The organism is Indolivaga alginatilytica (genome assembly GCF_003201355.1).
GTDB lineage: Bacteria > Bacteroidota > Bacteroidia > Bacteroidales > Dysgonomonadaceae > Dysgonomonas_A > Dysgonomonas_A alginatilytica.
In genome coordinates, this window is the sequence record NZ_QICL01000001.1 from 55,534 (window position 1) to 81,680 (window position 26,147).

Genomic DNA, 26,147 nt, shown 5'->3' on the forward strand with positions numbered 1-26,147 from the left:
CTAAATATGAACAGGGATCTTTAGTTAAGGTTGTAGACCTTGCTATTATTCTTATGAGTATAACCAAAATAGCCTGATTCAAAATATCATAACAGACATAAAGACCACCTTACTATTTATCCGGTATTACGAAATCTAATTAAATAATCCCCTGACTAATAGTAGCTCTTGCAACCTTCATAAATCCGGCGATATTTGCACCTTTCACATAGTTGATATAACCATCGCTTTCAGCTCCATGTTTTACACATTGCTCGTGGATGCTATACATAATCTGATGAAGCTTTTGATCTACCTCCTCCGCAGTCCATTGATAATGCATTGCATTCTGAGTCATTTCCAAACCAGAAGTTGCAACTCCTCCTGCATTAACCGCCTTACCCGGTGCAAAAAGAATTTTGTTCTCTATAAATAATTTAATAGCCTCTTCGGTACATCCCATATTAGAAATTTCGGCCACACACTGAACACCATTCGACAGAAGTAATTTTGCATCCTCTTCTCCCAACTCATTTTGAGTGGCACAAGCAAGAGCGATATCCACTTTCTGTTCCCATGGACGCTTTCCTTCATAAAATTTAGCTTCCGGAAAAGCTTTTGCATAAGGTGCAACAATATCCTCACCCGTATAGCGCAATTCGAGCATATAATCTATCTTTCTGGACGAAAGACCTTCCGGATCGTGAATATACCCATCGGGACCCGAAATAGTAACCACCTTAGCCCCCAATTCGGTAGCTTTTAGTGCTGCCCCCCAAGCTACGTTACCAAACCCTGATATTGCAACAGTTTTTCCCGCAAGAGTAAGTCCTTTAGCTGCAAGCATTTCTTTTACAAAATAAAGTCCTCCAAATCCGGTAGCTTCAGGACGAACAAGCGAACCTCCATACTCCATACCTTTTCCTGTGAAAGCTCCTGTATTCTCACGAGCCAACTTCTTATACATACCATATAGATATCCTATTTCGCGTGCACCAACCCCTATATCTCCGGCAGGTACATCCGTATTGGGTCCTATATTACGCCACAATTCCAACATAAAGGATTGGCAAAAACGCATCACCTCTCCATCAGATTTTCCTTTACAATTGAAGTCTGAACCTCCCTTGGCTCCACCCATTGGCAAAGTAGTCAGAGCATTCTTAAAAGTTTGCTCGAAACCCAGAAATTTCATAATTGACAGGTTTACAGAAGGGTGAAACCTCAAACCACCTTTATATGGACCTATAGCATTATTAAATTGTACCCGATAACCGATATTTACATGGATAGCTCCTTTATCGTCAACCCAAGGTACCTTAAACATAAGAACACGATCGGGCTCTACAAGCCTTTCTATGATCTGAGCTTTTTCAAATTGAGGATGTTGTTCATAAACATCTTTTATTGAGATTAATACTTCTCTTACGGCTTGAATATACTCTACTTCTCCCGGGTGCTTGGCTTCCAAGGATGACAAAATGTTGTTAATATCCATATCAGACTAATTTTTTAAGTCATTTTTTCATTCCAAATATACTAATAAAGAGAATAAAGTATCATTATAACAATGCAAAAAATCACTCATTTCAAGAAAAAAATATAGCAGAAGCAATACCGCTTCTGCTACAAACAAAAAAAGTTTTATTCTATTGATTTTTCAACCAGTTTTAGAAAAACAAAAGGGTTCGAGACCTTAAAAAATATTCTTTTTAGGAGTGGTGGCTACAAAATCCTTCAGATAAAAAGGTTCGAAATAAGCAACATCAACAAATTGCTTAGCAGCATACGCATCCTCTGACAATTGAACCATATATTTTGCCGAAGGATATACACCTTTCAGAAAACGAGCATTACTATCTGTTATGCAATCATCGCATTTATCAGCTCCATTACCCAAAAACAGAACTTTCGATTTTGATAAATACTCTTTATAAGAATCACCTTCGACAATATCCGCAGCAATATCTCTCACTACATTCAACTGCTTGTCATATAAAGCGGCATATACTTCCATACGGCGCGCATCTATCATCGGACATAAAAGGACATCAGCATCTACCTCTTCTGTCTCAATAACCTTTTGAGCTAATATAAGAGGTGTTTTAATAGCTATCATAGGAATACCCAGACCATAACAAAGACCCTTTGCCTCCGAAATCCCAATTCTTAAACCGGTATACGATCCGGGACCACAACTAACCGACACTGCATCTAATGTTAGCCCCGAAGCTCTCACTTCCACCATAGCATCAGCAACAAATACCCCTAGCAAACTCGCATGAGAAGGCCCTACGGTATTTTCTCGTTCAAATATAATCTTCCCATTATCTGAAACAACTACCGAACATACAGGCGTGGCTGTTTCTATATTTAAAATACATGACATATATCTTTCTGCTTTTTTTAAAGACACAAAGTTAAGATTTTCCTATATAATAAAAGTATGATCAGATCAAAAACGAAAATGCACCGTTAAATAGTCTCAATTACCCCATATCAACTTGAATGAAAAAAAATTCACCAAAACAAAAGATCATAGACCAAAAATTGATATATTTGTTACCAGAAAAAAATAGCAATGAGAAGTGATCATCTATACCTATATGTAATGCATTTACAAAAATCATTCTTTAGATTGAGTTTTCATTTTTTATTCATATAATATACCCTCGGAAATTTTATTTTTCGAGGTTTTTTTTGATGTAAAAACAGTAAGTGTTTATTTACACTTACAAAAGCAATAGAAAGGTCTGAGACCTTAATTTATAAATTCGGCTGCATATGGAAAATAAAAGTTTGGTTTCGATTACCGATTATACGAAAAGCGATATAATCAGAATACTTCAATTAGCAGAAAAATTCGACGAGAATCCCAATCGTCGCCTTCTGGAAGGAAAAGTATGTGCTACACTATTTTTTGAGCCATCGACCCGCACCCGTTTAAGCTTCGAAACTGCTGTTCATAGGCTGGGTGGACGTATTATCGGGTTCTCCGATGTTTCGACTACCAGTTCAACTAAAGGTGAAACACTGAAAGATACCATAGCAATGGTAAATAACTATGCCGATCTAATCATTATGCGCCATCATCTGGAAGGTGCTGCCCGGTATGCTTCGGAACTTTCTAGCGTACCTATCATCAATGCAGGTGACGGAGCTAATCAGCACCCCACTCAAACCATGCTCGATATGTATTCTATTTACAAAACGCAGGGTACACTCGAAAACCGTACAATTACCATAGTAGGCGATCTTAAGTACGGGCGAACAGTGCATTCGTTAATAATAGGTATGTCTCACTTTAATCCGACATTCAGATTTGTTGCACCCGAAGAATTAAGGCTTCCCGATGCCTACAAACGCTTTTGCGACGAACATCATATCAAATACGAAGAGTCAGCTGATTTCTCGGAAGACATACTTAACGAATCGGATATCTTATATATGACTCGCGTACAACGCGAACGCTTTACCGATCTGATGGAATACGAAAAGGTCAAGAACGTATATATCCTTCGTAAGAATATGTTAGAGAAAACACGGGAGAACCTCAGAATATTACATCCGCTACCTCGTGTAAACGAGATTCAGCAGGATGTAGACGACAGTCCTAAAGCCTATTATTTTGAGCAAGCGCGTAATGGTGTCTTTGCCCGTCAGGCAATTATTTGCGACAGTTTAGGAATCGATATTCAATAAGATCACAGACCTTCTTACTATTTTAGCAAGTATAAAAACTGTATCTTGTTATAAATCTAAAAGATATTATTAAGTACTTTCATTAAAGCAGAAATTGAGAATCATGAGCGAAATAAGAAAAGAACTTCAGGTAGCCGCACTTTGCAATGGAACAGCTATCGATCATATACCTTCCAATCAAGTATTCAAAGTGTTATCCCTTCTCGATCTGGGTGATCTGAAAAACCCTGTTACAATAGGGAATAATCTGGAAAGTAAGAAAATGGGAACTAAAGGTATTATCAAGATTTCCGACAAATTTTTTGAAGAAGAAGAAATTAACCGTATTGCCCTGATTGCACCCAACGTTATACTCAATATCATCAAAGATTATCAGGTAGTAGAAAAAAAGAAAATCAGCCTCCCACAGACTATTGTAGGCATCGTAAAATGCAACAATCCTAAATGTATAACCAACAACGAACCGATGTTGACCCGATTTGAGGTTCTCGATAACAACAAGGTTGTATTAAACTGTCATTACTGCGACATAAAGATCCAGAAAGAAGATATTATCCTAAAATAAAATCATAAAAATAAAAAGACACAATCTAGTACCTCAGTCCTGTTTGTTACTTTGGCGAATATAATAAAACAATTGTAATTATAAAATGTAATAATATTAACTGAAAATAAAGAATTCGCACGATAACGTTTAAGATTTTAAAGACTTTTTCTCTTCCATACAAAGAGAAAATATTTATCTTTGTATTAATAAGAACTCAGAACAGACTAAGACACGGACCTATTAAATGACAATCCGAGATTAAATTCTTAATCTTATAAAGATTAATAGCCTGTATACAAAAAAGTGATATTCTTCAGTATACTTTAAGAAAGAATTAATTTATTTTGATTCACTTAATATATATTTGTTGAAACTTCTTGTATCAACGTATTTGAGTGTAATTTTATTTATATAAAAATGCCAGCATCCAAAAGATTATTTAATATATTACCTGTATTTCTTCAACGGATATATCATTCGAGTAAGAATAAATCTCAAATCTCGAAATGGATTAGAAAAGGGAAACCTGTACCTGCACCTCATGCGGTAAAGCAAGAATTAGTTACACGCTACCGAAAGAAACATGAAATATCCACACTCGTAGAATCAGGTACTTATCTGGGTGACATGGTATGGGCTCAACAACATAATTTCGAAAAAATCTACACCATCGAATTGAGTAAACATCTGCAGGAAGCGGCAAAACTTCGCTTTCGCAATAGCTCACACATAGAATTCATTCATGGAGATAGCGGAAAGTTGATGTCAACTTTAATAAAGGATTTACCTGAAAAAACTTTATTCTGGCTCGATGGACATTATTCGGGAGGAAAAACAGCCAGAGGAGATAAAGACTGTCCGATAACCGATGAAGTAAAAGCTATTTTATCTTCAAATATCGAACATGTATTGCTTATCGATGATGCCCGCTATTTTATAGGAGAAAGAGATTACCCTACTATCAACGGACTTTCGGCATACATACTCAGCGTATATCCCAACAGCAAAATCGATATAGAAAACGATTGTATTATAGTAGAACTTAAAAAATAAATTTATGTATAAACTCTGTGTAGGATTATTTATAGTATCTACAGTTTGTATTTTCATAAATATGACACTCATATTCAGGGATATGCAAGATACCAACCACTACGCAAGAGCCTGCACATTTATTATACTCTCCGCATCGTCATTCTATTTGATGAAATATTATAAATCGAGAAGAAAATAAGGTGGAAAATATGAATACAAAAATTTTATTCTCAGAAACGCAAAAATTTAGACAATGGTGGCTGTGGATTTTATTACTAGCTGTCTTCTTCAAGTGTAACAGTTTATTCCTTTACGGAATTTTTAAGCAAATAGTAAAAGGTGAACAGTTTGGAAATAACCCTATGAGCGATACGGGACTATTGTCTGTCTCGATAGTTACTTTTATTATAACATCACTAATAATCTGTCTATTTGCTTATTTACGACTCGATACAAAGATAACCGAAGACGGAATTTATGTGAAATTTTTCCCATTTAATCTAACTTATAAAAAACACGAATGGGAACAAATTTCAAAATCATTTGTGAGACAATATAACCCCATTTCTGAATATGGTGGTTGGGGATTACGATTGGGAGCATTGAATGTATCCGGAAACAAGGGTTTACAGCTTGTATTTAAAAATGGGAAAAAATTACTGATCGGAACAAACAAAGTTGCTGAACTGAATGAGTTGCTGACTAAAATAGGAAAAGTAAATTGATAGTAGCCAATAATAATTAATGCAGCATTTATTTGTAGAGGTTGGGCTCCGCCCTGCCTGCGTACTATAAGAAATACTATACACTCGTACAAGATAGAAAAAGGAACTAACAACAATGCTAGTTCCTTTTCTTTTGAGCCTCTTGTCGGATTCGAACCAACGACCCCGAGATTACAAATCACGTGCTCTGGCCAACTGAGCTAAAGAGGCAGGTGGGTAAACTTACTATATCGCGCCGCTCAACCGACTACCCTTGCTGCGATCAAACCCTGGGGGATTAATCAGGAGCTGACCGTATAGGGCTTACCCGGGCACAAAGGTAGATATTTTTTTTACATTCCAAAATGTCTAGTGCACTTTTTCCTTTGATTTCATTTTAGTATCTTTGTTGATAAGAACCAGCCGATGGAATAATGTTTTTAAAAGCAATTAGTTATAATTCTAAAAAAGCTTTTTCGAAGCCGGTATTTTTTTTTCAATTTAATTTAAAACTCGAACAAAAACGATGAATGTAGTCGACAGATTTATCAAATATGTGAAATTTGACACCGAATCAAATACAGAAACTCTTACCACTCCCAGTACTCCGGGACAATTAGTACTAGCCGAGGAGCTGAAAAAAGAACTGATAGAAATAGGACTCGAAGATATATCATTAGACGGTAATGGATATTTGATGGCAACCTTACCTGCTAATTCGGATAAAAAAATACCGACTATCGGTTTTGTTGCACATATGGATACAAGTCCCGATCTAACAGGAAAGAATGTCAATCCACGTATTGTAAAATCGTACGACGGCAAAGATATTATTCTCAACAAAGATCTTAATATCGTGCTTTCGCCAAACGACTTCCCCGAACTGTTGAAATTTACGGATCAGGATATTATCGTAACCGATGGAACTACTTTATTAGGTGCTGATGATAAAGCAGGTATCGCTGAAATTATAACGGCAATGAAATACCTGAAAGACCATCCCGAAATTAAACATGGAAAAATACGCATCTGCTTTACCCCTGACGAAGAAATAGGAGCAGGAGCTGATGACTTTGACGTAGAAAAATTCGGAGCCGAATGGGCTTACACGATGGATGGTGGAGAGTTGGGCGAACTTGAATACGAAAACTTCAATGCAACCGGCGTAAAAATAAACATACAAGGACGCAGTGTACATCCCGGATCAGCTAAAAACAAGATGGTTAATGCACTTATTGTAGCCAATAAACTGGTATCGCTTATTCCTGCAAATGAAAGACCGGAACACACTTCTCATTACGAAGGTTTCTTTCACCTGATGGGAATGTCTGGTTCGGTTGATTCTGCCTCGGTATCATTCATTATTCGCGACCATGACAAAGCATTGTTTGAAAACAGAAAGAAAATAATGACAGATGCTGTTGAATACCTTCAAAAGCTATACCCAAGCAGTACTATTTCACTTGAGATAAAAGATCAGTACTATAACATGCGCGAGAAAGTAGAACCTGTGATACAGATTGTAAACTACGCTTTCAATGCAATGCAGGAACTGGGTATAACACCTCTTGTAAAACCTATCAGAGGAGGCACAGATGGCGCCAGACTTTCATTTATGGGACTACCCTGCCCTAACATATTCGCAGGAGGATTAAATTTTCATGGACGCTACGAATACATACCTATCCCCTCTTTAGAAAAAGCGGTACAAGTAATCGTAAAGATTGCCGAATTAGTAGCTAAGGGTTAAGACCTCTTTATTACTGCTTTTTCTTAAAATGACAAATTATTATTCTGTATATTTACCAAAACAACAAAAAGGTCTGCGACCTTAAAGCATTATTGCTTTAAAACAAAAAAATATGAGAAAACGATTGACTATAGCTCTAGTTGCACACGACCATCGCAAAGCCGATATGGTAGACTGGTGTTACTATAATTCAGATTTCCTATCAAGCCACCACTTGGTATGTACAGGAACAACAGGGCATCTTATCCGACAGGCTTTCAGCGAAAAAGGTATCGATGCCGAAATAACCTGTATGAACTCGGGGCCTCTGGGGGGCGATGCCGAAATAGCGGCAATGGTAGTACGTCAGGAAATCAACATGGCCGTTTTCCTTATCGATGACTTGAATCCTCAACCTCACGAAGCAGACATTATGATGCTGTTGCGCCAGTGTCGCGTACATAACGTACCGATCGCCTGTAATCGTTACAGTGCCGACCTGATGATCACCAGTACTCTTTGGGACAATGAAGACTATACACCCACCAAACCTCGCTATGAACGTTTCGATCGTGAAAAATTTGACGAGATATATGGCAAACTAAAAGGTTGAAGACCTTTTTATTTAGTATAAAAAAAGAGAGACAGCTTACTGTCTCTCTTTTTCATATAATCCCTATGTAGTTTATTTATAATCTTCCGGAGTTATTTTGAAACGATATATCGTATTACCATCCAGACCTCTGTAAATATATTCGGTTGTAATTCCATATCCGCGAATATCTTCCATTCCAGGATCGTTCTTTGTCATTTCCTTCACCGAAGCTACGATTTCATCTTCAAACTGAAGTGTATCAAAAGCTGCTGTATCGGTATAAGTATAATAGTGCTGCAAATCATTATTTTTCAGCAGTACAGTACTATCTATACGGATTGTAGTATTAACCATCTGGGGAAATTGCTTATTCAAAGCATCAACCTCAGTTTTCAATTGTTCATGAATTTTATCGCTACCGGATGTACATTGCACAAAAGACAATGCGATTAGAGATAATCCGGTACTAACTTTCAATAGTGTAGTAAGTTTCATTATAAATATTTTTTATTTTTCACCCAAATACATGGAACAGACTCCCAATGTATAAGTTTTGCACTTTGCATTACGGAAACCGTTTTTACTAAGTACTCCCACCATCTCTTTACCTTGAACAAAGGCTTCAATAGATTTGGGTAGATATGAATATGCAGTTTTGTCTTTTGAGATAAACCGACCGACAGTCGGAATAAACAATCGGGAATATAGCCAGTAGGCTTGTTTCATCGGGAAGTGTTCGGGACTCGACAACTCGAGTATCATTAATCTTCCTCCCGGTTTTAAAATTCGATGTATTTCTTTCAACCCCTTATCCAGATCTTCGAAATTGCGTATTCCAAATGCAACAATTGCCGCATCATATGAATTATCTGCAATATCTAATGACATGCAATCTTGCTTCTCGAAAGTAATTTTGTCTGATAAGCCTAGTTTAGCCACCTTCTGGCGACCAACCTCCATCATCCCTTCGGAGATATCTATACCTGTGATTTTTTCCGATCCAAGCAACCTATATGCTTCTATCGCTAAATCGCCTGTACCTGTGGCAATATCTAAAATAGATTGGGGTTTGAGATCTTTTAGAGTCAAAAGACCTTTCTTTCGCCATCCACGGTCTATACCCATAGATAACGTATGATTCAGTGTATCGTAGTTTTCTGCAATAGAATCAAACATACGTTCGACCTGAGCTCCTTTATTTTCGGAACTCTCATAAGGAACTACTTTTTCTGCCTGATATGTCATGTGTAAGTTTAAGGTCACCGACCTTTTTTGCTTTGGATATGAAGACGAATCTCATTCGCCCATTATATTAAAAGATAGAGCAAACCCTATCCCTTGTAAATCAAAGTTCAGCAATAAATTGCCTAGAATACTTAAATGATGCCTGCTGATTCAGCTTCGTTGCTCAATTTTCGAGCTCTGACTTTAACGATTTTTCCGTTTTTAGAAAAGATGAGATTACCATCTTCAATTTGTTTTTTTTCAATTAAACGAGTATAAGAAAGACTAAGACCAACCAATAATTTGCTTCTCAAAGCCAATTCGTTACGAGTCATATATTTTTTATTTTGTTTAAAATATCTTCATTATGTTTCTCTATCATGTCTGATCTTTTACCTTCAGCCACCAGACAAAACGGATTTTCCGAATTGTTTACTACCAACCAATAATCAGCGATTGGAGTATATAAAGTAAACAGATTTTGCGCTCCCGCCCTGTATCTCCGACGAACTACATCCTGAGGCACATGATGCCCTCCGGCTTTAACTCGGTCTTCGACTCTTTTAATAGCTAATTCAGGAGAACTGAGCCAAAAATACAACAATGTTACGAAATAACCTACTTTTTGTGCTTTTTTAATAAATGATACATACGATTTGGTTGCGAGCGTCGTTTCTATCGCAAAATCCTGTTGCAGCCTCAACATCTCCTCCATTCTGCGTATCATTATACGCCCTGCTTCGATGGATGCTTTCTCGGGTTGAAAGGGTGAAAGCCCCTTTGCAATCTCATCGGCATTGATAAATTCTTTACACTCGAGCATCTCGGGTAACATAGTATATGAAGCCGTAGTTTTTCCGGCACCATTACAACCGGATATGATATAGAGATTTGGCATAAATCAAAGTTTTCTTGTTAAGGTCACAGACCCTATTTTTCTTTCAGCAGTTTATCCACCAAAATTAATCATAATTGAAAATATAGCAATAAATATTTAGCAGTACTTAAGCAGTATTCAATTGCTTTTAAATAAAGGTAACAATTTACTGCCAAATACCAAATAAGGTTTGAAACCTTTTTACCGCTTTAATAAAATGGACGCAACTGATAAGCTCTACTTTGAGATACTACAAAAAATATACCAGATATCTAATAGAAAACGTCTGTCAGGATATTTCCAAAAACGATTGGCTTATATCCGACAGACGACTTATTTCAGAAACCCTCCGATTAAATAATAATAAAAAGGTCTGAGACCTTATTTTTTCAAATAAGCAGTTATATTTTTCTCTATACGACCTTCAACATCGGCAATATCAGCTTTTACAAAAGGCTCGCCAACGATCTTTTCATATAGCTCGATATATCTTTCTGAGACCGAGTTGCAATATTCTTCAGTCATTTCGGGAATTTGCTGTCCTTCTTTCCCTTGAAATCCGTTCTCCATTAGCCATTTACGAACAAACTCTTTAGACAACTGACGTTGTTCTTGACCTTTTGCAAACAAATCCTGATAAGTATCCGCATAAAAATAACGAGACGAATCGGGTGTATGTATTTCATCAATCAGATAAATTTTACCGTCTTTTTTTCCGAATTCGTATTTGGTATCTACAAGGATCAGTCCTTTTTGAGCAGCCATCTCTGTACCTCTTTGGAAAAGAGCAAAAGTATATTTTTCAAGTTGCTCGTATTCTTCTCTCGAAACCAATCCTTGAGCAATTATCTCTTCTTTCGAAATATTTTCGTCATGCCCCTCATCCGCTTTAGTTGTCGGAGTAATGATCGGTGTTGTGAATTTTTGATCCTCCTTCATGCCATCGGGCAAAGGTAAACCGCAAAGTGTACGGGCTCCACTCTTATATTCACGCCATGCGCTTCCTGTAAGATAACCACGAATCACCATTTCCACCTTATAAGTTTCGCAACGCAAACCTACTGTTACCATAGGATCGGGTGTTGCCTGCTTCCAATTAGGAACTATGTCTGCGGTTGCATCCAAAAACTTGGCTGCTATTTGATTCAAAACCTGCCCTTTGTATGGTATACCTTGTGGTAATACAACATCAAATGCCGAAATACGATCGGTAGCAATCATGACCAATGTATCTTTTCCTATTGAATACACATCACGTACTTTACCGTGATAAACATTTGTTTGATCTGAAAAATGATAATCAGTAGTAACTAAAGTATTCTTCATTATCTGGATATATTTTATTTTTATAAATTGGGTTCGACAAATTTACCAACAAAATCTTACTTTCTGACCTTTTTCGAAAAGAGAGTAGAAAATTTTCTACTTCTATCAACAAATAAATGTAAGCTTTGTTTCCTTTCTTTTTTACTTCTATAGTAATTATCTCTGTTTAGTAATAAAGTAACACTCTTTATTACCCTATTTTTAAATAGAACTGCTGACTGAAAAAAATTATCACAATTCAAAAAAAACATAAAAATAAAGGCTGAATAATTAAATTACTCAGCCTTTGTTTTTATTGAATTATATATTTCCCTTCCATTCTCGTTACTGCACCACCTCCGAAAAAAACTCTTATATCGCCTTTCCCATCAGTTTGTTTCTGAAGCTTTACAATATTATACTGATCTTTAAAACTATTCTGTTCAATAATAATAGTTTCGGTCTCCCACAGTTTACACCCCAAAAGGTAGTTACCAAAAGCGGAATTGCCCGAACCTGTCGCAGGATCTTCGAGATACCCGAATGTGGGAGCAAAAACCCTCGTCCTAAAATTATTTGATTTATTAGAAACATCTTTCGTAAACACCTCAATAATATCAATCTCCGATTTAATACAAAACTCTTTCAATTCGTCTATATCGGGAAAAATATTGAGAATAGATACCTGTGTCTTTATAGGTACTAATAATGTCGTTAATCCTGCATTAATTATTGAAACAGAAAAGTCCGGATCAATTTCATTAATCTCTATCTTTAAATTCTTAGCGATGTCTTTACTATCTGGTAACAGTGCTTTTTCAAAAGGCTCAGGAGCTTGAATAAAGACTGCATCCTGTTCCTTTATCTTGTTTTCAACAGTTAGCACTCCCCTATTTGTCTTTATTTTAAGTGAATCGAACTGTTGTAAATCAATGTCATTCTTCAAAAGGTCGTACATGATAGCAATAGTGGCATGACCACAAAAATCGACTTCACGTTCCGCAGAATAATATTTCAATTCAAATTCATCGGCAGAAGTTTTCACAATATAGCCGACTTCATTTACAAAGCCTTTCAACTCTTTGGCTATTTGCAGCATCTCCTTATCGGTAATATCCGAGAAAGAATCAAGTGAAATATATCCCGCAGGATTACCCATTGAGTTTACTGTCGCAAAGGCATCTATTTTCTTAAACTTAAATTCTTTCATTGTTACAGGTATAAGAAGTTTACAACTTCAATTACTCCTTAGACTCCGGGAACTCTTTTCGGCGTCTCTCGTCTTCTTTTTCATAAGCATCTACAATCAACTGAACCAGTTTGTGACGAACAATGTCTTCTTTCGTGAATTCTATTTTTGCTACACCTTTCACTCCATCTAACACTCGTAAGGCATGTTTCAGCCCCGACAATTGCGATGGAGGTAAATCGATCTGAGTGACATCACCCGTTATTATCATTTTCGCATTCATCCCCAAACGGGTAAGAAACATCTTGATCTGATGTATACTTGTATTTTGAGCCTCATCCAGAATAATTACTGCATCGCTCAAAGTGCGTCCACGCATAAATGCCAGAGGTGCTATCTGGATAACTTTATTTTCGATATACTCCTTCAATTTAGCAGGAGTTATCATATCTTCCAGAGCATCATAAAGAGGTTGTAAATAAGGATCGATCTTATCCTTCATATCTCCGGGAAGAAAGCCTAGCTTTTCACCGGCTTCTACAGCAGGACGGCTCAATATTATACGTTTTACTTCTTTGTTTTTGAGGGCTTTTACGGCAAGCGCAATAGCCACATAGGTTTTACCCGAACCTGCCGGCCCGAGAGCAAATACCAGATCGTTTTTCAGAAAACCGTTTACCAGTTTCTGTTGATTCTCATTACGTGAATAAATAGGTTTACCATTCATCCCGAATATAATCAGATTGTCCTGCTTGGCAACCTGTGGCGACTTTCCCTTGATAACATCAATAATATTTTCTTCGGTAAGCATATTGTGGTCTACACAAAACAATTCGAGTTCCCTCATCTTCTCCTCAAAGAAGGGGATTTCTTCAGCATTACCAATCACTTTGATTATATTACCGCGGGCGATTATTCGCAGTTTGGGAAAGAGTGTTTTTAGTAATTGCAGATTACTATTGTTGGTGCCGAAAAAAACGGCAGCATCTGCATTATCGAGTACAATTATTTGTTCTATCATCTAATTTTTATTCAATTTGACAAAAATACAATTCTTTCTTTTTATATCGCAATTTATCCAAACTATTATTTCGCTTTAGATCAAGACATACATATGCATAAAAAGAGCCTTTACTAATAAAGGCTCTTTTTATTTAAGCTGTTCTACTCGCCAAAGGAGTAAAAAGATCTGCGACCTTAATATCCCGGATTCTGATAATAACCTCCGCCCCCTTCGAGTGTAGAAGTAAATGTAGTCGAGATAGGACGTAGTGCATACTCTGTATGGAAAAACTTCGCTACATCGGGATGAGTACTTTTCAGGTAACTATCATCCTTTAGCATACCCGTACGTTTCAAATCGTAGAAACGGCTGTCTTCGCCGCAAAGTTCACGAGCACGCTCATCCAGTATCGTACGGATAGTTGGTGTTGCTATCAACAGCTTTGCTCCTGCACGAGAACGGATCTTATTAATATATTTAGCGGCATTGGCTCCACCCGATGCATAAAGATCTGCTTCGGCAGCGATAAGATATACCTCAGCCATACGTATAATGAAAACAGCATTGAGATTACCATTACGTCTTTGTGAAGCATTGGCTACAAAATAGTTACTGCTGTTATGCTTGGTAAGAGACGGATAAAAATAATTAAATAAGTTTTCAGACGTTCCGTTAGCAGTATAACCTGCCGATGGATTTTTATAAGAATACGTCATATTGATATTCTTATTCGCATCATTATACATATCCTTATAATCGACTAATAAGTAAGGCACTTTGTGTTTTGTGGCAACTTCCGAAGTATAGTCTGCATCCTGAGGCATAACAAATTTGATAGCCAGACTACCTAAGGCGAGAGAATTACCCAATACAGAAGCTTCTTTATCGTATTTATTGACCGATCCCTGATCCCAGCTATATTTTTGATTGGTCTTCCATTCCGTTTGAAAAGAGTTGTGGAATCGGGGATCAAGCGTTCCATCTTCCTGTACATATAGGCTCAACAGATGTTGCGTAGGCATGAATATTCCCGATTGGTTTCCTCCCCACTTCAAACGGGTTTCCTGATCGTCTACCATCGCTCCGAAATTAGTAACCTTACAATAAAAATATTCATTGTTACGGTTCAACCTGTAATTACCATTACTCGAGCCATGACCGTCTGCTCCCGCATACCATCTGTGTTTCCACAAAGCCTCTTTGTTTGTCCAATTATTTGCTTCCTTAAATACATCTTCATACGACGGATACAGGTAGGCATTGTACTGACCTCCCCCCGATTCTGCGTCGTCTATCAACATTTGGGCATATTTTAAAGCATCGGCAGCATATCCTTTAGTTGCGTCATATTCCACCGTTTGTAAGCAAGCCTTAGCCAGAAAACCCAGTGCTGCTTTTTTGGTAGGTCGGGAAGTGGTTGAATGGTCTCCAACAGGTAACCATTTAAAAGCAAATTCAAGATCGGGTATAATGATTTCTTTATAAATGGTTAAAGGGTCGGTTCTTTCGGGATGAAAATCGATCCCCTTTGCCGGTTCTGTAATTGCTGTTACACTGCCAAATTGCTCTACGGCATTAAAATAATATACTGCACGAAGAAAATAAGCTTCCGCAACAACAGCATTGCGTATTTCTTCGGTCTTGTAAGGAGGTTTATTTGCATACGCAATAGCAATATTACATGATCCTATTCCGTCATAAGTACCATTCCACCAACTATTAGTATAGGTTGTATTGGGTGATGCTCCCGCAAAATACCAAAACCATTGGGTGTAAGATGTCGATTTATTGGCTTGATAAGTCCATAAATCAGTACCGCCTTCCATCAGTGTCACCCAATTATCCGTACCGTAAAAATAACGCTGCATCGAAAAATAGCACTGGTTAATCAGCGTTTCATATCCTTCAATAGATTCCGCTGTTTTTTCCATCGTAAATCCCCCCGGATTTTCCTCATCCAACGAACAGGACGACAAAAACAGATTGGATAACAGGAATAGCGAGAGCAAGGTTTTTATATCAAATATTTTTTTCATAATAATTTATCTTTTACAAGTTACTTAAGTAACATTAAATATTGATTGATGCAAGCTTACCAGTTGTGAGTAAACAAGTTTACAAACGTTGTACATTTGTTTACTTGTACACTTATTAACCAGTCAACTATTTTCATAAAAAGTCTGAGACTTTAAAATGATATATTCACTCCAAATACAAATTGTTTGTAGAGAGGAAATGAGTCAGATCCGTTAGTTTCGGGATCTGTTCCCCTTAATTGCTTGTCTTTTACATATAAAAAGGTATTATATGCAGTTGCATAGAAACGACACCTTTCGATATTGAACAGCTTGGGCAAGGTATATCCGACTGTAATATTTTTGACTTTGATAAACGAACCGTCCCTGTATTTAAGAGCAGGCATCACTGTTTGCTCGCTGCCACTTCCTGCCACGGGATAATAGGCATTCTGATTGTTTTCAGTCCAGTAATCAGCTCCCGAAATCTGGTTATTCGAACTGCCTGTTTTTGCCGAATACCACCCCAACAAATCACTGGTTATAGTTTGTCCGTAACGGGCGGTTGCAAAAATACTAAAATCAAAACTCTTATATCTGAAAGTATTGTTCAGTCCTACGATAAAATCGGGATTCGAATGCCCTAATACTTGCCTGTCTTTTTCACTGTATTTATGCACACCTTCATCATTTACCTCTTCACCGTTAACGGTAGTTGTCTGTGGTACAGTTTCTATTTTTACCCACCCCGGTTTTACACCGTATTTAGCCAGTTCTTCGGCTGAGGTGCTTGTACCCCAGATGCCTGTATACTTGTAGCCGTAAACAGCTTTTATGGGTTGTCCGATAAACAGGTTTTCACTTATGAGGTCTCCGCTTGGTAGAGATTCTATTTTTTCTTTACTCCATGTAAAAGTTACGGTCGAATTCCATACAAAATCACGGGTTTGAATATTTCGGGTATTAAGAGTCACTTCTATACCCTCATTACTTGTCTCGGCAATATTTTCCCAACTCGCTAGAGGTGCACCCCATCCCGTACTTCCACTGGTAATAGGCATTGTTCGTTTAAACAGCAAATTTTTGGTACGTGTACTGAACCAATCTATAGATCCGTCAATTCTATTTTTCAAAATAGCAAAATCCAATCCGATGTTCCAGTTATACGATTTTTCCCAGCCTAAGTTTGAGTTACCGTAGATTCCCGAATATTGAGTAAAAGGTACTATTTTACCATCAAGACTGATACCTGCCGAAGAATATGCATACGCATTCGTTGCCGAACTGTAGGCTCCAATACCTCCGTCATTACCCGTTACACCATATGCTACTCTTAGTTTGAGATTATCCAGCCACGTTTTCGCACCGCTCATAAAAGCCTCATCCGAAATACGCCATGCTAAAGCCCCTGCGGGAAAACTATCCCATTTATTCTCTTGTGAGAACCACGAAACACCATCCCAGCGATTAGAAAATGTCACTAAATAACGTCCCTTGTAAGAATAATTAAGACGCATGGCATAAGACATCTTCATATTCTGACTATAATCAGATTCAACCCGAGCCGAAGTACCTGCCAAGAGCCTGTAAAAGCTCCATGAATCAAGGAACTGTCCGCTGGCTGCCGCTTTATTGCTTTCATCCTCATTTTTAAGCCACGAAGACAATACGGTTGCCGTTACATTATGATCGGTAAGGAATGTTTTATTGTAAGTAATTATATTATCCCACATATATCTGTAACGGTAGCTATTGGTAATTTCGGCATGTGGAGAACCGGCATAAGAAGGACGCAGCGCATTTGCCCTGGCACCCCAGAATTGCCCCCTGCGGGAATTATCCAATGTACCGTTTATGACCGTTCTGAAATTCAACTCTTTTACAGGTGTAATATCAAGGTACGCATTGGCATTAATATAAGTGTTGCGTGTATTATCCGCAAACTGGTTTGGGATAAAATCTCCCAGAGGCGAATACTCATCCTTAGCATATTCATAATTGATATCACCGTTTTCCTCATAGGCATCCCCCAATGGAAAAGCCGAAATAGCTTTCGTAAAAGTATTCTTTACGCCATTGTTCCGATTGGTGTAAACCATATTAGAGGTTACCCCGATTTTAGCCCATTTAGCAATTTCCTGATCAATATTTAACCGCATAGCATATCTGTTCAGGTTTTCATTTTTCAGCAGACCTTCCTGACTGTCATACGATAAGGAAGTAAAAACCTTAGTTTTAGCACTACCTGCCGACACCGACACGTTATACTTCTGATTTACTACCGAATTGCCCGAAGCTTCGTCTACCCAGTCGATCCATTTATTATCGTTATAAGCAGCCAGTTTAGTGGCATCGGTCAAGACAGAAGACATATCTGTAGGATACTGGCCGTTTAAATATTTATAGGCTTCCCTTTGATAATTAGTCCATTCATCGCCCTTCATGCCATGATGGAATTTTGCATCTCCGCTAAAGCCGATAAATCCGTCAAAGTTTACAGCTACTTTTCCTTCTTTACCTCTTTTGGTAGTAATCATTACTACCCCGTTTGCTCCTGCCGAACCAAAGATTGCTGTCGACGAAGCATCTTTCAGCACATCAAAGCTTTCAATATCCATAGGGTTTACCTGTTCGTAGCTTCCAATAACACCATCTATAATAAATAAGGGTGTATTATTACCATAGATAGAACGGTTTCCACGCAGTAAGACCTGCACATTTCCTCCTACCTGACCTGTTGTTTTCAGAATATCCATCCCTGCAATCCGACCTTGCAGAGCTTCCATCACATTATTGGTTGGAGAGATGGTTATATCCTCATTCTTTACGGACGCTACAGACCCTGTAAGATCTCTTTTCTTTACCGTTCCATAACCGATAACAACCACTTCATCCAACAATTTTTCGTCAGAGACCATTACAACATCTAACTTACGAGTACTTCCGACCTGAATATTCTGAGTCTCATAACCGATAAATGAGAAAACAAGTATAGCCTTGCTATCAGGTACAGCAACAGTATAACTGCCGTCTATATCCGTAAACACTCCGGCTGTAGCGCCTTTCACGGTAACACTTACACCGGGCAACCCTCCCGTATCGTCCTTCACTGTTCCCGAAACAGTTATGCCACTCTGTGCATAAACCGTATTCCCGATAAAAGAGAAGAATACAAAGAGAAGTAAAAACTTTAAACAGAAAAGTTTCTTAGACTTTTTCACACATCTTTTCATGATATTAAAAATTTACAGTTAAGAATTAAGGTCACCGACTGACCTATTTATTACTTTGGAACACAAAAACAATAACCTGTTACGATTAGAAAGTATATCATTAAATACTCTCATTTACCAAGAGTCTGTTTTGATAAAATAAAAATTAAAGTTAAACGTTTTAGCAAAATAGTATTTCAATACATGTTAAGTCACATTTTTTAATTACGATTATTTATAACTATACGAGCTTATATTCAACATATTCCCTGCCGGTTCTTAGACACAGAAACGCCTGCCAGAGAATATTTCTCAGACAGGCGTTTCTTCCTTATACCATTTATAGTAATTCCTTCCTCTATATTATAAAGATATAAGGATATTACATGATTTTTTCTTATTTTATAGCTCTCTCTCATAAAATAGAGGTATCCACCAAATTTTCAGGGATAAAAATCAGCGAAGAAGTGAATATTTGTTGAGATAAGTTTAGCATGAAAAATCAGATCTAAGGTTCGGGTTAATAAGACTATTCTTTTTATGATTCCAATATCAGTCACAAAAGAATATTTGGATTATTGCTACAAATATATACCATCCCCGATCTTTTCAATTATACATATTGAGATTAATCATTAGGAATTTGATCGAAGTAACAGGGCACTATATTTAGAGCCTGTTAATTTACCTCTAATTATTTAGCCTTTGCAACAGACGAGGCATAAACTCCAAACAGACATAATACCGAGCAAATTATGAAAGTGATCCGCATACTATACATTAATTCGGTATGCACATCAGAAGAAAACTTTATATTTCCAATTTGTACCGAAATAGCCATCATGGCAATTCCCATACTCAGAGATTGTCCCACTAACCGCATTGTACCCGACGTAGCAGAAGCAAATCCATAATACTGCTTATCGACCGAACTCATTAAGATATTCATATTAGGAGAAGAGAAAATACCAAACCCAAAACCGATTAAAACCAGAAGCCCTATAATAAAATAGAAACTGGTTGTCTCTCCAATAAAACACAAGCCTATCAACCCTACAGAAATGACAAACATACCCAATGTCGCCAAAAATGAAGGAGACATTTTATCTGATAATTTACCCGATGTGTATGAAAACACAGCCATCATTAGAGATTGTACAATAAGGATAAGTCCGGCATCTTGCGGTGATAATCCCCTTACATATTGAAGGTAAAGGCTCAACATAAAAGAGATCGCAAAGGTTGCCGAATAGTTTATCAATGCTGATATGGATGAATATTTGAAAACTTTATTTTCTAAAAACACTCTGATATTAAATACGGGATTGATTTGTTTTTTCTCATATGCCGCAAAAAACAGCATAATCAATATTCCGACAACAAGTAATATAAATCCCGATGCATGAGGCAAACTGGCAAAACCATATATAACAGCAGATAATCCCAATGCATACAATATGGAACCCATGGTATCGAATTTCTGCTTTTTATCCTCTTTCCAATCCTCTTTAATCGCAAAAAAAGCTCCGATTAATACAAGAAAGGCTATAAACGACGACACATAAAAAATACTCTGCCAACCCCAATATTGAGTCAATATACCTCCAAGAAAGGGGCCTGCCGCCAGAGAAAAATAAACAGTAGCTGCATTAATCCCCAAAGCTTGTCCCCGCTTTTCCAATGGAATCGCCGACATCAGAATTGCTGCACTTGTACCAAATATCATAGCACTCCCAATTCCCGACAAAAAGCGATATATAATCAGGCTTTCTACCGAAAAAGCCAATCCACTCAGTACAGAAAAAAGAATAAACAGGATAAGCCCCCATATAAATACTGTCCGCCGCCCGATCATATCCGCCAATTTTGCACAGGGAATCTGAAAGATAGCGGTCGAAAGCATATAGCTTGTCGGAATCCAGCCCGAAAGGGAAGCTTTGATCGAGAAATCATCATTAATATAAGGCAGTGCTAAATTTAAAGCCGATCCCATAAAAGGAACTAATGATGAAGAAAGGCAAATAACTAATAATATCGCATTAATATTCGTCTTCGATTGTATATTTTGTGAAGTCATAATAGGTATCTCTTATGGAATTTACATTCGATTTGCCATCTATATAGCAGAAAGCCTTAATCCGAAAAGAGTACAAATATGAGCAAAAATATCAATATAAACTCTCGTGAATGGTGTGATTTTGTTTTCAAGAATCGCAATAAAACCTATGGAGCCTATAAAATGCGGAAATCTTCGTCCAGAGATCACAGTATAGCATTTGGTCTTACAATAGTATTCATGGCTATAATCAGTCTTTTCTCTTTGATTGATAGTAATATCATAAATAACCCGCCTGACGGAGGTTGCCCACCTATATACGATGTTGATATTGTAGAAATCATGTTACCTGCTCCACCTAAAATGAAACCTGAGAAATGGATATTTATACCCCCTACAGTAACCCCGGACAATAAGATCATCAAAGTTACAGGAGATGACAAAAATGGTATTCTTTACGAAAATGGTAATTATCAGTATATACCTCCTGTCATTGATATAAAGAGCGAAACCGAGCCAATACTTTGTGCAGAAATACCCATAGAGTCAATTATAGAATGTAATTTTGATGACGTACATGCAGACCCTCATCCGGGTGGGGACATACTCCCTCAATTTCCGGGAGGAAATAATGAACTGTATAAGTTTCTCGAAAAAAATCTCAGATACCCTTCCTTAGCATTAGAAATGGGCATACAAGGCAGAGTCATAGTCGGTTTTACAGTCAGTAAAACAGGAGATATTATTAATCCCCAAATTTACAGGAGCCTGTTTTCCTCTTGTGACAAAGAAGCCATAAGACTAATAGAAAAGATGCCTAGATGGCTACCCGGGAAATCAAGGGGAAGACCTGTCAACGTAAGCTATATATTACCTATAAAATTTAGCTTGATCTGAAAAAATGAAAGTAACTAACAGCATAGTTATCAAATAATAGTTCAAGGTATATTATCTTTTTACTACCTTTGCAGACTGTATTCACTAATAATAATTGACAATGAAGTTTAATTTTCCAATTTAGTAGAAGTAATCCACCCAAGAGGTTACACAAGTATGAGATGCGAATCTTGTTGCTACACAGCTTTAGATATGAAAATATCCACCATAAAAACAGTCAATTAACCACGTAAATTAAGTAAGATAGATGATCGATTCAATGATATTAAGTGTAAAGAATCAAAAGGCGATTCTTGTAGGTCTTATCACACAACAACAAACCGAAGAACAAGTAAACGAATACTTGGACGAACTGGCGTTTTTGGCTGAGACCGCAGGAGCCGAACCTGTGAAGAAATTTACACAAAAACTGGAACATGCAAATGCTGTAACTTTTGTAGGAACAGGTAAACTACAAGAAATTAAGCAATATATGGAAGATAACGAAATCGGATTGGTAATTTTCGATGACGAACTTTCAGCAAAACAAATTCGCAACATCGAGCAGGAATTACAAGTTAAGATTCTGGACAGAACCAGCCTTATCCTCGATATTTTTGCGATGCGTGCACAAACAGCTTATGCTAAAACTCAGGTAGAACTGGCACAATACCAATATCTCCTACCCCGTCTGACTCGTATGTGGTCTCACTTAGACAGACAACGAGGCGGTGGAGCTATGATGCGTGGTGTGGGTGAAACCCAGTTGGAAAGTGACCGCCGTATTGTTCAGGACAAGATTGCCGATTTGAAGGAGCAATTGAAATCCATAGACAAACAAATGATAGTTCAACGTAAAAACAGGGGAAAGATGGTACGTGTGGCTCTCGTAGGTTATACCAACGTCGGTAAATCTACTATGATGACCATGCTTAGCAAATCGGAAGTTTTTGCAGAAAACAAACTGTTCGCCACATTAGATACAACAGTTCGTAAAGTAATTATTGATAACCTACCTTTCTTGTTATCGGATACGGTCGGATTTATCCGCAAGCTGCCAACTCACTTGGTAGAATCGTTCAAATCAACTTTGGATGAAGTTCGCGAAGCTGATCTTCTGGTACATGTAGTGGATATATCGCATCCTAATTTTGAAGAACAAATAGAAATTGTAGAAAAGACTCTGCTCGAAATAGACAAAGAGGAAAAAGCTACTATTCTTGTATTCAACAAAATTGATGCCTTCACTTATGTAAAAAAGGATGAAGATGATCTGATGCCCTCTACCCGAGAAAATATATCCCTGGAAGAACTGCGCAAAACGTGGATGGCTAAATTAAACAACAATTGCATATTTATATCGGCAACCAATAAAACAAATGTCGATGAATTGAAGCAAATGTTATATGACCGGATCAAAGAAATTCATATAGAACGTTATCCTTACAACGACTTCTTATTTCAGAAGTACGATGAAGAGGATATGGAATAATTCTGTTCACTAAACAGAATCAAACAGGTAGTCATTTCAAAAAATAGCTACCTGTTTTTTTATAATACCAATACTTCATCCTAAAAGAAAGAAGCAGCAGAGTGTAATCGCTACACCCCACTGCGTACATAGTTATGCCCTGGTAAATAATATTAAAACTTAAACAAAACAACGACGATAGAATTATTTACCACACAACCACCTTATTTAATACTAAATGCTGTATTTATTTTAATTGTATTCTTCAAGTATTACATATATCATATCCATAGAAACCACTTTTTAGTGATTAAAAAGAGACTATTACACTAATCATAGTCAAAAAAGCAATCTTTTCAGAAGGTTTCAGAACTATAAAACCTCAAAAAAAATATTTTATTACTATAATTTACTACCCCTTATTTGCAAAAATATGCTTTTTTGAATTATAATACAACATTTTTAGTAGATATAATGACACAATAAGCCAAGCATTCCACAAAACAACAAACAAACACTTAATATACAGATACATGAACATAACACAAATCACTAACTTATTAGTAATTACTAAAGGTAAAAGAAACACAATAATAGATTAATTTCGAATACAAGAGTTCAAATGATAACAAATACTAAAATAAGTGTAAAAACAGCGATAATAACTGTTAACATAATATGCAGTACACATTTCTTAGTTAAAATATTTTTCACTAGTTTTGCAGAGGTGTTAATATCACAACAAATAAAATGAAAACTCCCGTATGCATTTAACAACTAAAGACAGAGTCCTTCAATTTATTGACTACAAAGGAATAAGCAAAGCTATATTTCTTAATGAAACCTCTATAAAACGGGGATTCCTTGATAAAGACAAGCTAAGTGCTAGTGTTTCAGACATATTACTTGAAAAAATAATCCAAACTTATCCGGAGATAGATTTGGTATGGTTAATAACCGGAAAAGGGAATATGTTAAAGAAAGGGCTTGTACATGGCAAAGAAACTATTAGCAGCTTCGAGTCGCAAAGCTATAACGAATATCCACCTGTTCCTGTATATACTTTAGATGCTGTAACCAATTCGAGCCATCCTGTATATAATGGACCGAAAGATGCAGAATCTGTATTATTAATACCTCACATGCCCAATTGTGATGCAGCCTTATATATTCATACAGATACAATGTATCCCATATTAAGAACGGGTGACATTGTCTGCTACAAAAGGGTTTCGGATGTAAATAACATATATTGGGGCGAAATGTATGTGATGGACATATCAAGACAAGAGGACGAAAATTATCTGACTCTAAAATACATACATAAATCAGACTTGGGAGACGATTATATAAGCCTTTGCAGTCACAACCCTATATATCCGCCTCAGGATATCCTGAAAAAGAATATAAATAGAATGGGACTCGTTAAAGTCTGTATACGCTACAACTGTCTCGTTTAAGAATAAGATAACGACAAACAAACACTCCAATTAAGACCGTACCTAAAAAACGAAAGGGTTTCAAATAAATTTGAAACCCTTTCTCTATTTTAAATGTACTTCTACAATTATGCTTTACCTGCACTACCTAGTACAGCTTCGATTTTGTGTTTGTACAATTTCTTCATATTATCACGAGCTGGTCCAAGATATTTACGTGGATCAAATTCTTCTGGTTTAGTAGCAAAAACTTCACGAACAGCAGCAGTCAAAGCAAGACGGCTATCTGAGTCGATATTGATTTTACATACAGCAGAAGCAGCCGCTTTACGCAATTGTTCTTCCGGAATACCGATAGTATCTTTCAATGCACCACCGTATTTGTTGATAAGAGCAACTTGATCTTGTGGAACCGAAGATGCACCGTGTAATACGATAGGGAAACCTGGAAGTTCTTTTTCACAAGCTTCAAGTACATCAAAACGTAAGGGAGGTGGAATTAATACACCATTAGCGTCTTTAGTACATTGTGCCGGAGTAAATTTGTTAGCTCCGTGAGAAGTACCAATTGAAATAGCTAAAGAATCGCAACCTGTTTTAGAAACAAAGTCAACAACTTCTTCTGGTTTTGTATATGTATGGTGTTCTGCAACAACATCATCTTCAACACCTGCTAATATACCAAGTTCACCTTCAACAGTTACGTCAAATTGGTGAGCGTATTCTACTACTCTTTTAGTAAGAGCAACGTTTTCGTCATATGGAAGGTGTGAACCATCGATCATTACTGAAGAGAAACCTGAATCGATACAGTCTTTACAAGTTTCGAAAGTATCACCATGGTCAAGGTGAAGTACGATTTGAGGTTTTTCCCAACCTAAACTTTTTGCGTACTCAACAGCTCCTTGAAGCATGTAACGCAATAAAATAGGATTAGCGTACTGACGTGCACCTTTAGACGCCTGAACGATAACTGGCGATTTTGTTTCAGCTGCAGCCTGAACGATAGCCTGCAACTGCTCCATATTATTAACATTGAACGCAGGAATTGCATATCCGCCTTTTACTGCTTTTGCGAACATGTCTCTTGTGTTAACAAGACCTAATTCTTTGTAACTTACCATTGTTTTAATTTTATTATAATAATTATTGATAGAATATTTATTCTTTAATACAAAAGTAAAAAATA

At 37.0% G+C, this 26,147-nt stretch carries 22 protein-coding genes and 1 tRNA gene; 9 read left to right on the forward strand and 14 right to left on the reverse strand.

What is annotated here, in order from left to right; genetic code table 11:
- Positions 1-139: 139 nt before the first annotated feature.
- Both gdhA and tsaB read right to left on the reverse strand, forming a co-directional pair.
- The gene (gene gdhA, locus CLV62_RS00210; RefSeq protein WP_110308773.1) at positions 140-1,477 is read right to left on the reverse strand and encodes an NADP-specific glutamate dehydrogenase; all 1,338 of its coding nucleotides are present in this window, start codon (positions 1,475-1,477) and stop codon (positions 140-142) included.
- Between the two features lie 198 nt (positions 1,478-1,675).
- Complete coding sequence (gene tsaB, locus CLV62_RS00215) at positions 1,676-2,368, reverse strand: tRNA (adenosine(37)-N6)-threonylcarbamoyltransferase complex dimerization subunit type 1 TsaB (protein ID WP_110308774.1); 693 nt, start codon at positions 2,366-2,368, stop codon at positions 1,676-1,678.
- A 395-nt stretch (positions 2,369-2,763) separates the two neighbouring features.
- Between tsaB and pyrB the strand changes: the two genes are divergently transcribed.
- The 4 genes from pyrB to CLV62_RS00235 all read left to right on the forward strand — a co-directional run bounded on the left by pyrB (position 2,764) and on the right by CLV62_RS00235 (position 5,988).
- On the forward strand, positions 2,764-3,681 hold the full coding sequence (gene pyrB, locus CLV62_RS00220) for an aspartate carbamoyltransferase (protein WP_110308775.1): 918 nt from the start codon (positions 2,764-2,766) through the stop codon (positions 3,679-3,681).
- 103 nt (positions 3,682-3,784) lie between these two features.
- Positions 3,785-4,246: an aspartate carbamoyltransferase regulatory subunit gene (gene pyrI, locus CLV62_RS00225; protein WP_110308776.1), complete on the forward strand. Its 462-nt coding sequence runs from the start codon at positions 3,785-3,787 to the stop codon at positions 4,244-4,246.
- Positions 4,247-4,645: 399 nt separating this feature from the next.
- Positions 4,646-5,281, forward strand: a complete 636-nt coding sequence (locus CLV62_RS00230) for a hypothetical protein (RefSeq protein ID WP_110308777.1) — start codon at positions 4,646-4,648, stop codon at positions 5,279-5,281.
- A gap of 191 nt (positions 5,282-5,472) precedes the next feature.
- Positions 5,473-5,988 (forward strand): hypothetical protein, encoded by a 516-nt coding sequence (locus tag CLV62_RS00235; protein WP_110308778.1) that lies wholly within the window; start codon positions 5,473-5,475, stop codon positions 5,986-5,988.
- Between the two features lie 136 nt (positions 5,989-6,124).
- Here the strand turns inward: CLV62_RS00235 and CLV62_RS00240 are convergent.
- Positions 6,125-6,198, reverse strand: a tRNA-Thr gene (locus CLV62_RS00240).
- 295 nt (positions 6,199-6,493) lie between these two features.
- Between CLV62_RS00240 and pepT the strand changes: the two genes are divergently transcribed.
- Both pepT and CLV62_RS00250 read left to right on the forward strand, forming a co-directional pair.
- Entirely contained in the window at positions 6,494-7,717 is a 1,224-nt protein-coding gene (pepT, locus tag CLV62_RS00245; RefSeq protein ID WP_110308779.1) for a peptidase T, read from the forward strand.
- Between the two features lie 112 nt (positions 7,718-7,829).
- On the forward strand, positions 7,830-8,309 hold the full coding sequence (locus tag CLV62_RS00250; protein ID WP_110308780.1) for a methylglyoxal synthase: 480 nt from the start codon (positions 7,830-7,832) through the stop codon (positions 8,307-8,309).
- A 72-nt stretch (positions 8,310-8,381) separates the two neighbouring features.
- Here the strand turns inward: CLV62_RS00250 and CLV62_RS00255 are convergent, their stop codons facing one another.
- The 10 genes from CLV62_RS00255 to CLV62_RS00300 form a co-directional block, all read right to left on the reverse strand.
- Positions 8,382-8,786 carry a hypothetical protein gene (locus tag CLV62_RS00255; protein WP_110308781.1) on the reverse strand — a complete coding sequence of 135 codons (405 nt, stop codon included), beginning with the start codon at positions 8,784-8,786 and terminating at the stop codon, positions 8,382-8,384.
- Between the two features lie 12 nt (positions 8,787-8,798).
- Positions 8,799-9,536, reverse strand: a complete 738-nt coding sequence (gene ubiE / locus CLV62_RS00260) for a bifunctional demethylmenaquinone methyltransferase/2-methoxy-6-polyprenyl-1,4-benzoquinol methylase UbiE (RefSeq protein WP_110308782.1) — start codon at positions 9,534-9,536, stop codon at positions 8,799-8,801.
- Between the two features lie 131 nt (positions 9,537-9,667).
- Positions 9,668-9,850, reverse strand: a complete 183-nt coding sequence (locus CLV62_RS00265) for a hypothetical protein (RefSeq protein ID WP_110308783.1) — start codon at positions 9,848-9,850, stop codon at positions 9,668-9,670.
- Positions 9,847-10,413, reverse strand: coding sequence for a zeta toxin family protein (locus CLV62_RS00270; protein WP_110308784.1), 567 nt, complete (start codon positions 10,411-10,413; stop codon positions 9,847-9,849). Before CLV62_RS00270 ends, CLV62_RS00265 begins: the two co-directional genes overlap by 4 nt.
- A gap of 360 nt (positions 10,414-10,773) precedes the next feature.
- Positions 10,774-11,718: a phosphoribosylaminoimidazolesuccinocarboxamide synthase gene (locus CLV62_RS00275; protein ID WP_110308785.1), complete on the reverse strand. Its 945-nt coding sequence runs from the start codon at positions 11,716-11,718 to the stop codon at positions 10,774-10,776.
- A 292-nt stretch (positions 11,719-12,010) separates the two neighbouring features.
- The gene (locus CLV62_RS00280; protein ID WP_110308786.1) at positions 12,011-12,907 is read right to left on the reverse strand and encodes a PhzF family phenazine biosynthesis protein; all 897 of its coding nucleotides are present in this window, start codon (positions 12,905-12,907) and stop codon (positions 12,011-12,013) included.
- Positions 12,908-12,938: 31 nt separating this feature from the next.
- Positions 12,939-13,907 carry a PhoH family protein gene (locus CLV62_RS00285; RefSeq protein ID WP_110308787.1) on the reverse strand — a complete coding sequence of 323 codons (969 nt, stop codon included), beginning with the start codon at positions 13,905-13,907 and terminating at the stop codon, positions 12,939-12,941.
- Positions 13,908-14,083: 176 nt separating this feature from the next.
- Complete coding sequence (locus CLV62_RS00290) at positions 14,084-15,925, reverse strand: RagB/SusD family nutrient uptake outer membrane protein (protein ID WP_110308788.1); 1,842 nt, start codon at positions 15,923-15,925, stop codon at positions 14,084-14,086.
- Positions 15,926-16,077: 152 nt separating this feature from the next.
- Positions 16,078-19,137, reverse strand: a complete 3,060-nt coding sequence (locus CLV62_RS00295) for a SusC/RagA family TonB-linked outer membrane protein (protein ID WP_110308789.1) — start codon at positions 19,135-19,137, stop codon at positions 16,078-16,080.
- 673 nt (positions 19,138-19,810) lie between these two features.
- Positions 19,811-21,193, reverse strand: coding sequence for an MFS transporter (locus CLV62_RS00300; protein ID WP_110308790.1), 1,383 nt, complete (start codon positions 21,191-21,193; stop codon positions 19,811-19,813).
- A 78-nt stretch (positions 21,194-21,271) separates the two neighbouring features.
- On the opposite strand from CLV62_RS00300, the gene CLV62_RS00305 reads away from it, so the two are divergent.
- The 3 genes from CLV62_RS00305 to CLV62_RS00315 all read left to right on the forward strand — a co-directional run bounded on the left by CLV62_RS00305 (position 21,272) and on the right by CLV62_RS00315 (position 24,979).
- Complete coding sequence (locus CLV62_RS00305) at positions 21,272-22,069, forward strand: energy transducer TonB (protein WP_110308791.1); 798 nt, start codon at positions 21,272-21,274, stop codon at positions 22,067-22,069.
- Positions 22,070-22,328: 259 nt separating this feature from the next.
- Complete coding sequence (gene hflX, locus CLV62_RS00310; protein WP_394337189.1) at positions 22,329-23,540, forward strand: GTPase HflX; 1,212 nt, start codon at positions 22,329-22,331, stop codon at positions 23,538-23,540.
- A gap of 743 nt (positions 23,541-24,283) precedes the next feature.
- Positions 24,284-24,979, forward strand: a complete 696-nt coding sequence (locus CLV62_RS00315) for a S24 family peptidase (protein WP_110308793.1) — start codon at positions 24,284-24,286, stop codon at positions 24,977-24,979.
- 107 nt (positions 24,980-25,086) lie between these two features.
- Here the strand turns inward: CLV62_RS00315 and CLV62_RS00320 are convergent, their stop codons facing one another.
- Positions 25,087-26,082: a class II fructose-bisphosphate aldolase gene (locus CLV62_RS00320; RefSeq protein ID WP_110308794.1), complete on the reverse strand. Its 996-nt coding sequence runs from the start codon at positions 26,080-26,082 to the stop codon at positions 25,087-25,089.
- Between the last annotated feature and the right edge of the window lie 65 nt (positions 26,083-26,147).

Coding starts and splice junctions, on each gene's coding strand:
- CLV62_RS00235 (WP_110308778.1), top strand. CDS start 5,473: ATGAATACAAAAATTTTATTCTCAGAAACGCAAAAATTTAGACAATGG.
- pepT (WP_110308779.1), top strand. CDS start 6,494: ATGAATGTAGTCGACAGATTTATCAAATATGTGAAATTTGACACCGAA.
- CLV62_RS00255 (WP_110308781.1), bottom strand. CDS start 8,786: ATGAAACTTACTACACTATTGAAAGTTAGTACCGGATTATCTCTAATC.
- pyrI (WP_110308776.1), top strand. CDS start 3,785: ATGAGCGAAATAAGAAAAGAACTTCAGGTAGCCGCACTTTGCAATGGA.
- CLV62_RS00270 (WP_110308784.1), bottom strand. CDS start 10,413: ATGCCAAATCTCTATATCATATCCGGTTGTAATGGTGCCGGAAAAACT.
- CLV62_RS00290 (WP_110308788.1), bottom strand. CDS start 15,925: ATGAAAAAAATATTTGATATAAAAACCTTGCTCTCGCTATTCCTGTTA.
- CLV62_RS00315 (WP_110308793.1), top strand. CDS start 24,284: ATGCATTTAACAACTAAAGACAGAGTCCTTCAATTTATTGACTACAAA.
- CLV62_RS00285 (WP_110308787.1), bottom strand. CDS start 13,907: ATGATAGAACAAATAATTGTACTCGATAATGCAGATGCTGCCGTTTTT.
- CLV62_RS00300 (WP_110308790.1), bottom strand. CDS start 21,193: ATGACTTCACAAAATATACAATCGAAGACGAATATTAATGCGATATTA.
- tsaB (WP_110308774.1), bottom strand. CDS start 2,368: ATGTCATGTATTTTAAATATAGAAACAGCCACGCCTGTATGTTCGGTA.
- CLV62_RS00250 (WP_110308780.1), top strand. CDS start 7,830: ATGAGAAAACGATTGACTATAGCTCTAGTTGCACACGACCATCGCAAA.
- CLV62_RS00320 (WP_110308794.1), bottom strand. CDS start 26,082: ATGGTAAGTTACAAAGAATTAGGTCTTGTTAACACAAGAGACATGTTC.
- hflX (WP_394337189.1), top strand. CDS start 22,329: ATGATATTAAGTGTAAAGAATCAAAAGGCGATTCTTGTAGGTCTTATC.
- CLV62_RS00265 (WP_110308783.1), bottom strand. CDS start 9,850: ATGACTCGTAACGAATTGGCTTTGAGAAGCAAATTATTGGTTGGTCTT.
- pyrB (WP_110308775.1), top strand. CDS start 2,764: ATGGAAAATAAAAGTTTGGTTTCGATTACCGATTATACGAAAAGCGAT.
- CLV62_RS00230 (WP_110308777.1), top strand. CDS start 4,646: ATGCCAGCATCCAAAAGATTATTTAATATATTACCTGTATTTCTTCAA.
- CLV62_RS00275 (WP_110308785.1), bottom strand. CDS start 11,718: ATGAAGAATACTTTAGTTACTACTGATTATCATTTTTCAGATCAAACA.
- CLV62_RS00305 (WP_110308791.1), top strand. CDS start 21,272: ATGAGCAAAAATATCAATATAAACTCTCGTGAATGGTGTGATTTTGTT.
- gdhA (WP_110308773.1), bottom strand. CDS start 1,477: ATGGATATTAACAACATTTTGTCATCCTTGGAAGCCAAGCACCCGGGA.
- CLV62_RS00280 (WP_110308786.1), bottom strand. CDS start 12,907: ATGAAAGAATTTAAGTTTAAGAAAATAGATGCCTTTGCGACAGTAAAC.
- CLV62_RS00295 (WP_110308789.1), bottom strand. CDS start 19,137: ATGAAAAGATGTGTGAAAAAGTCTAAGAAACTTTTCTGTTTAAAGTTT.
- ubiE (WP_110308782.1), bottom strand. CDS start 9,536: ATGACATATCAGGCAGAAAAAGTAGTTCCTTATGAGAGTTCCGAAAAT.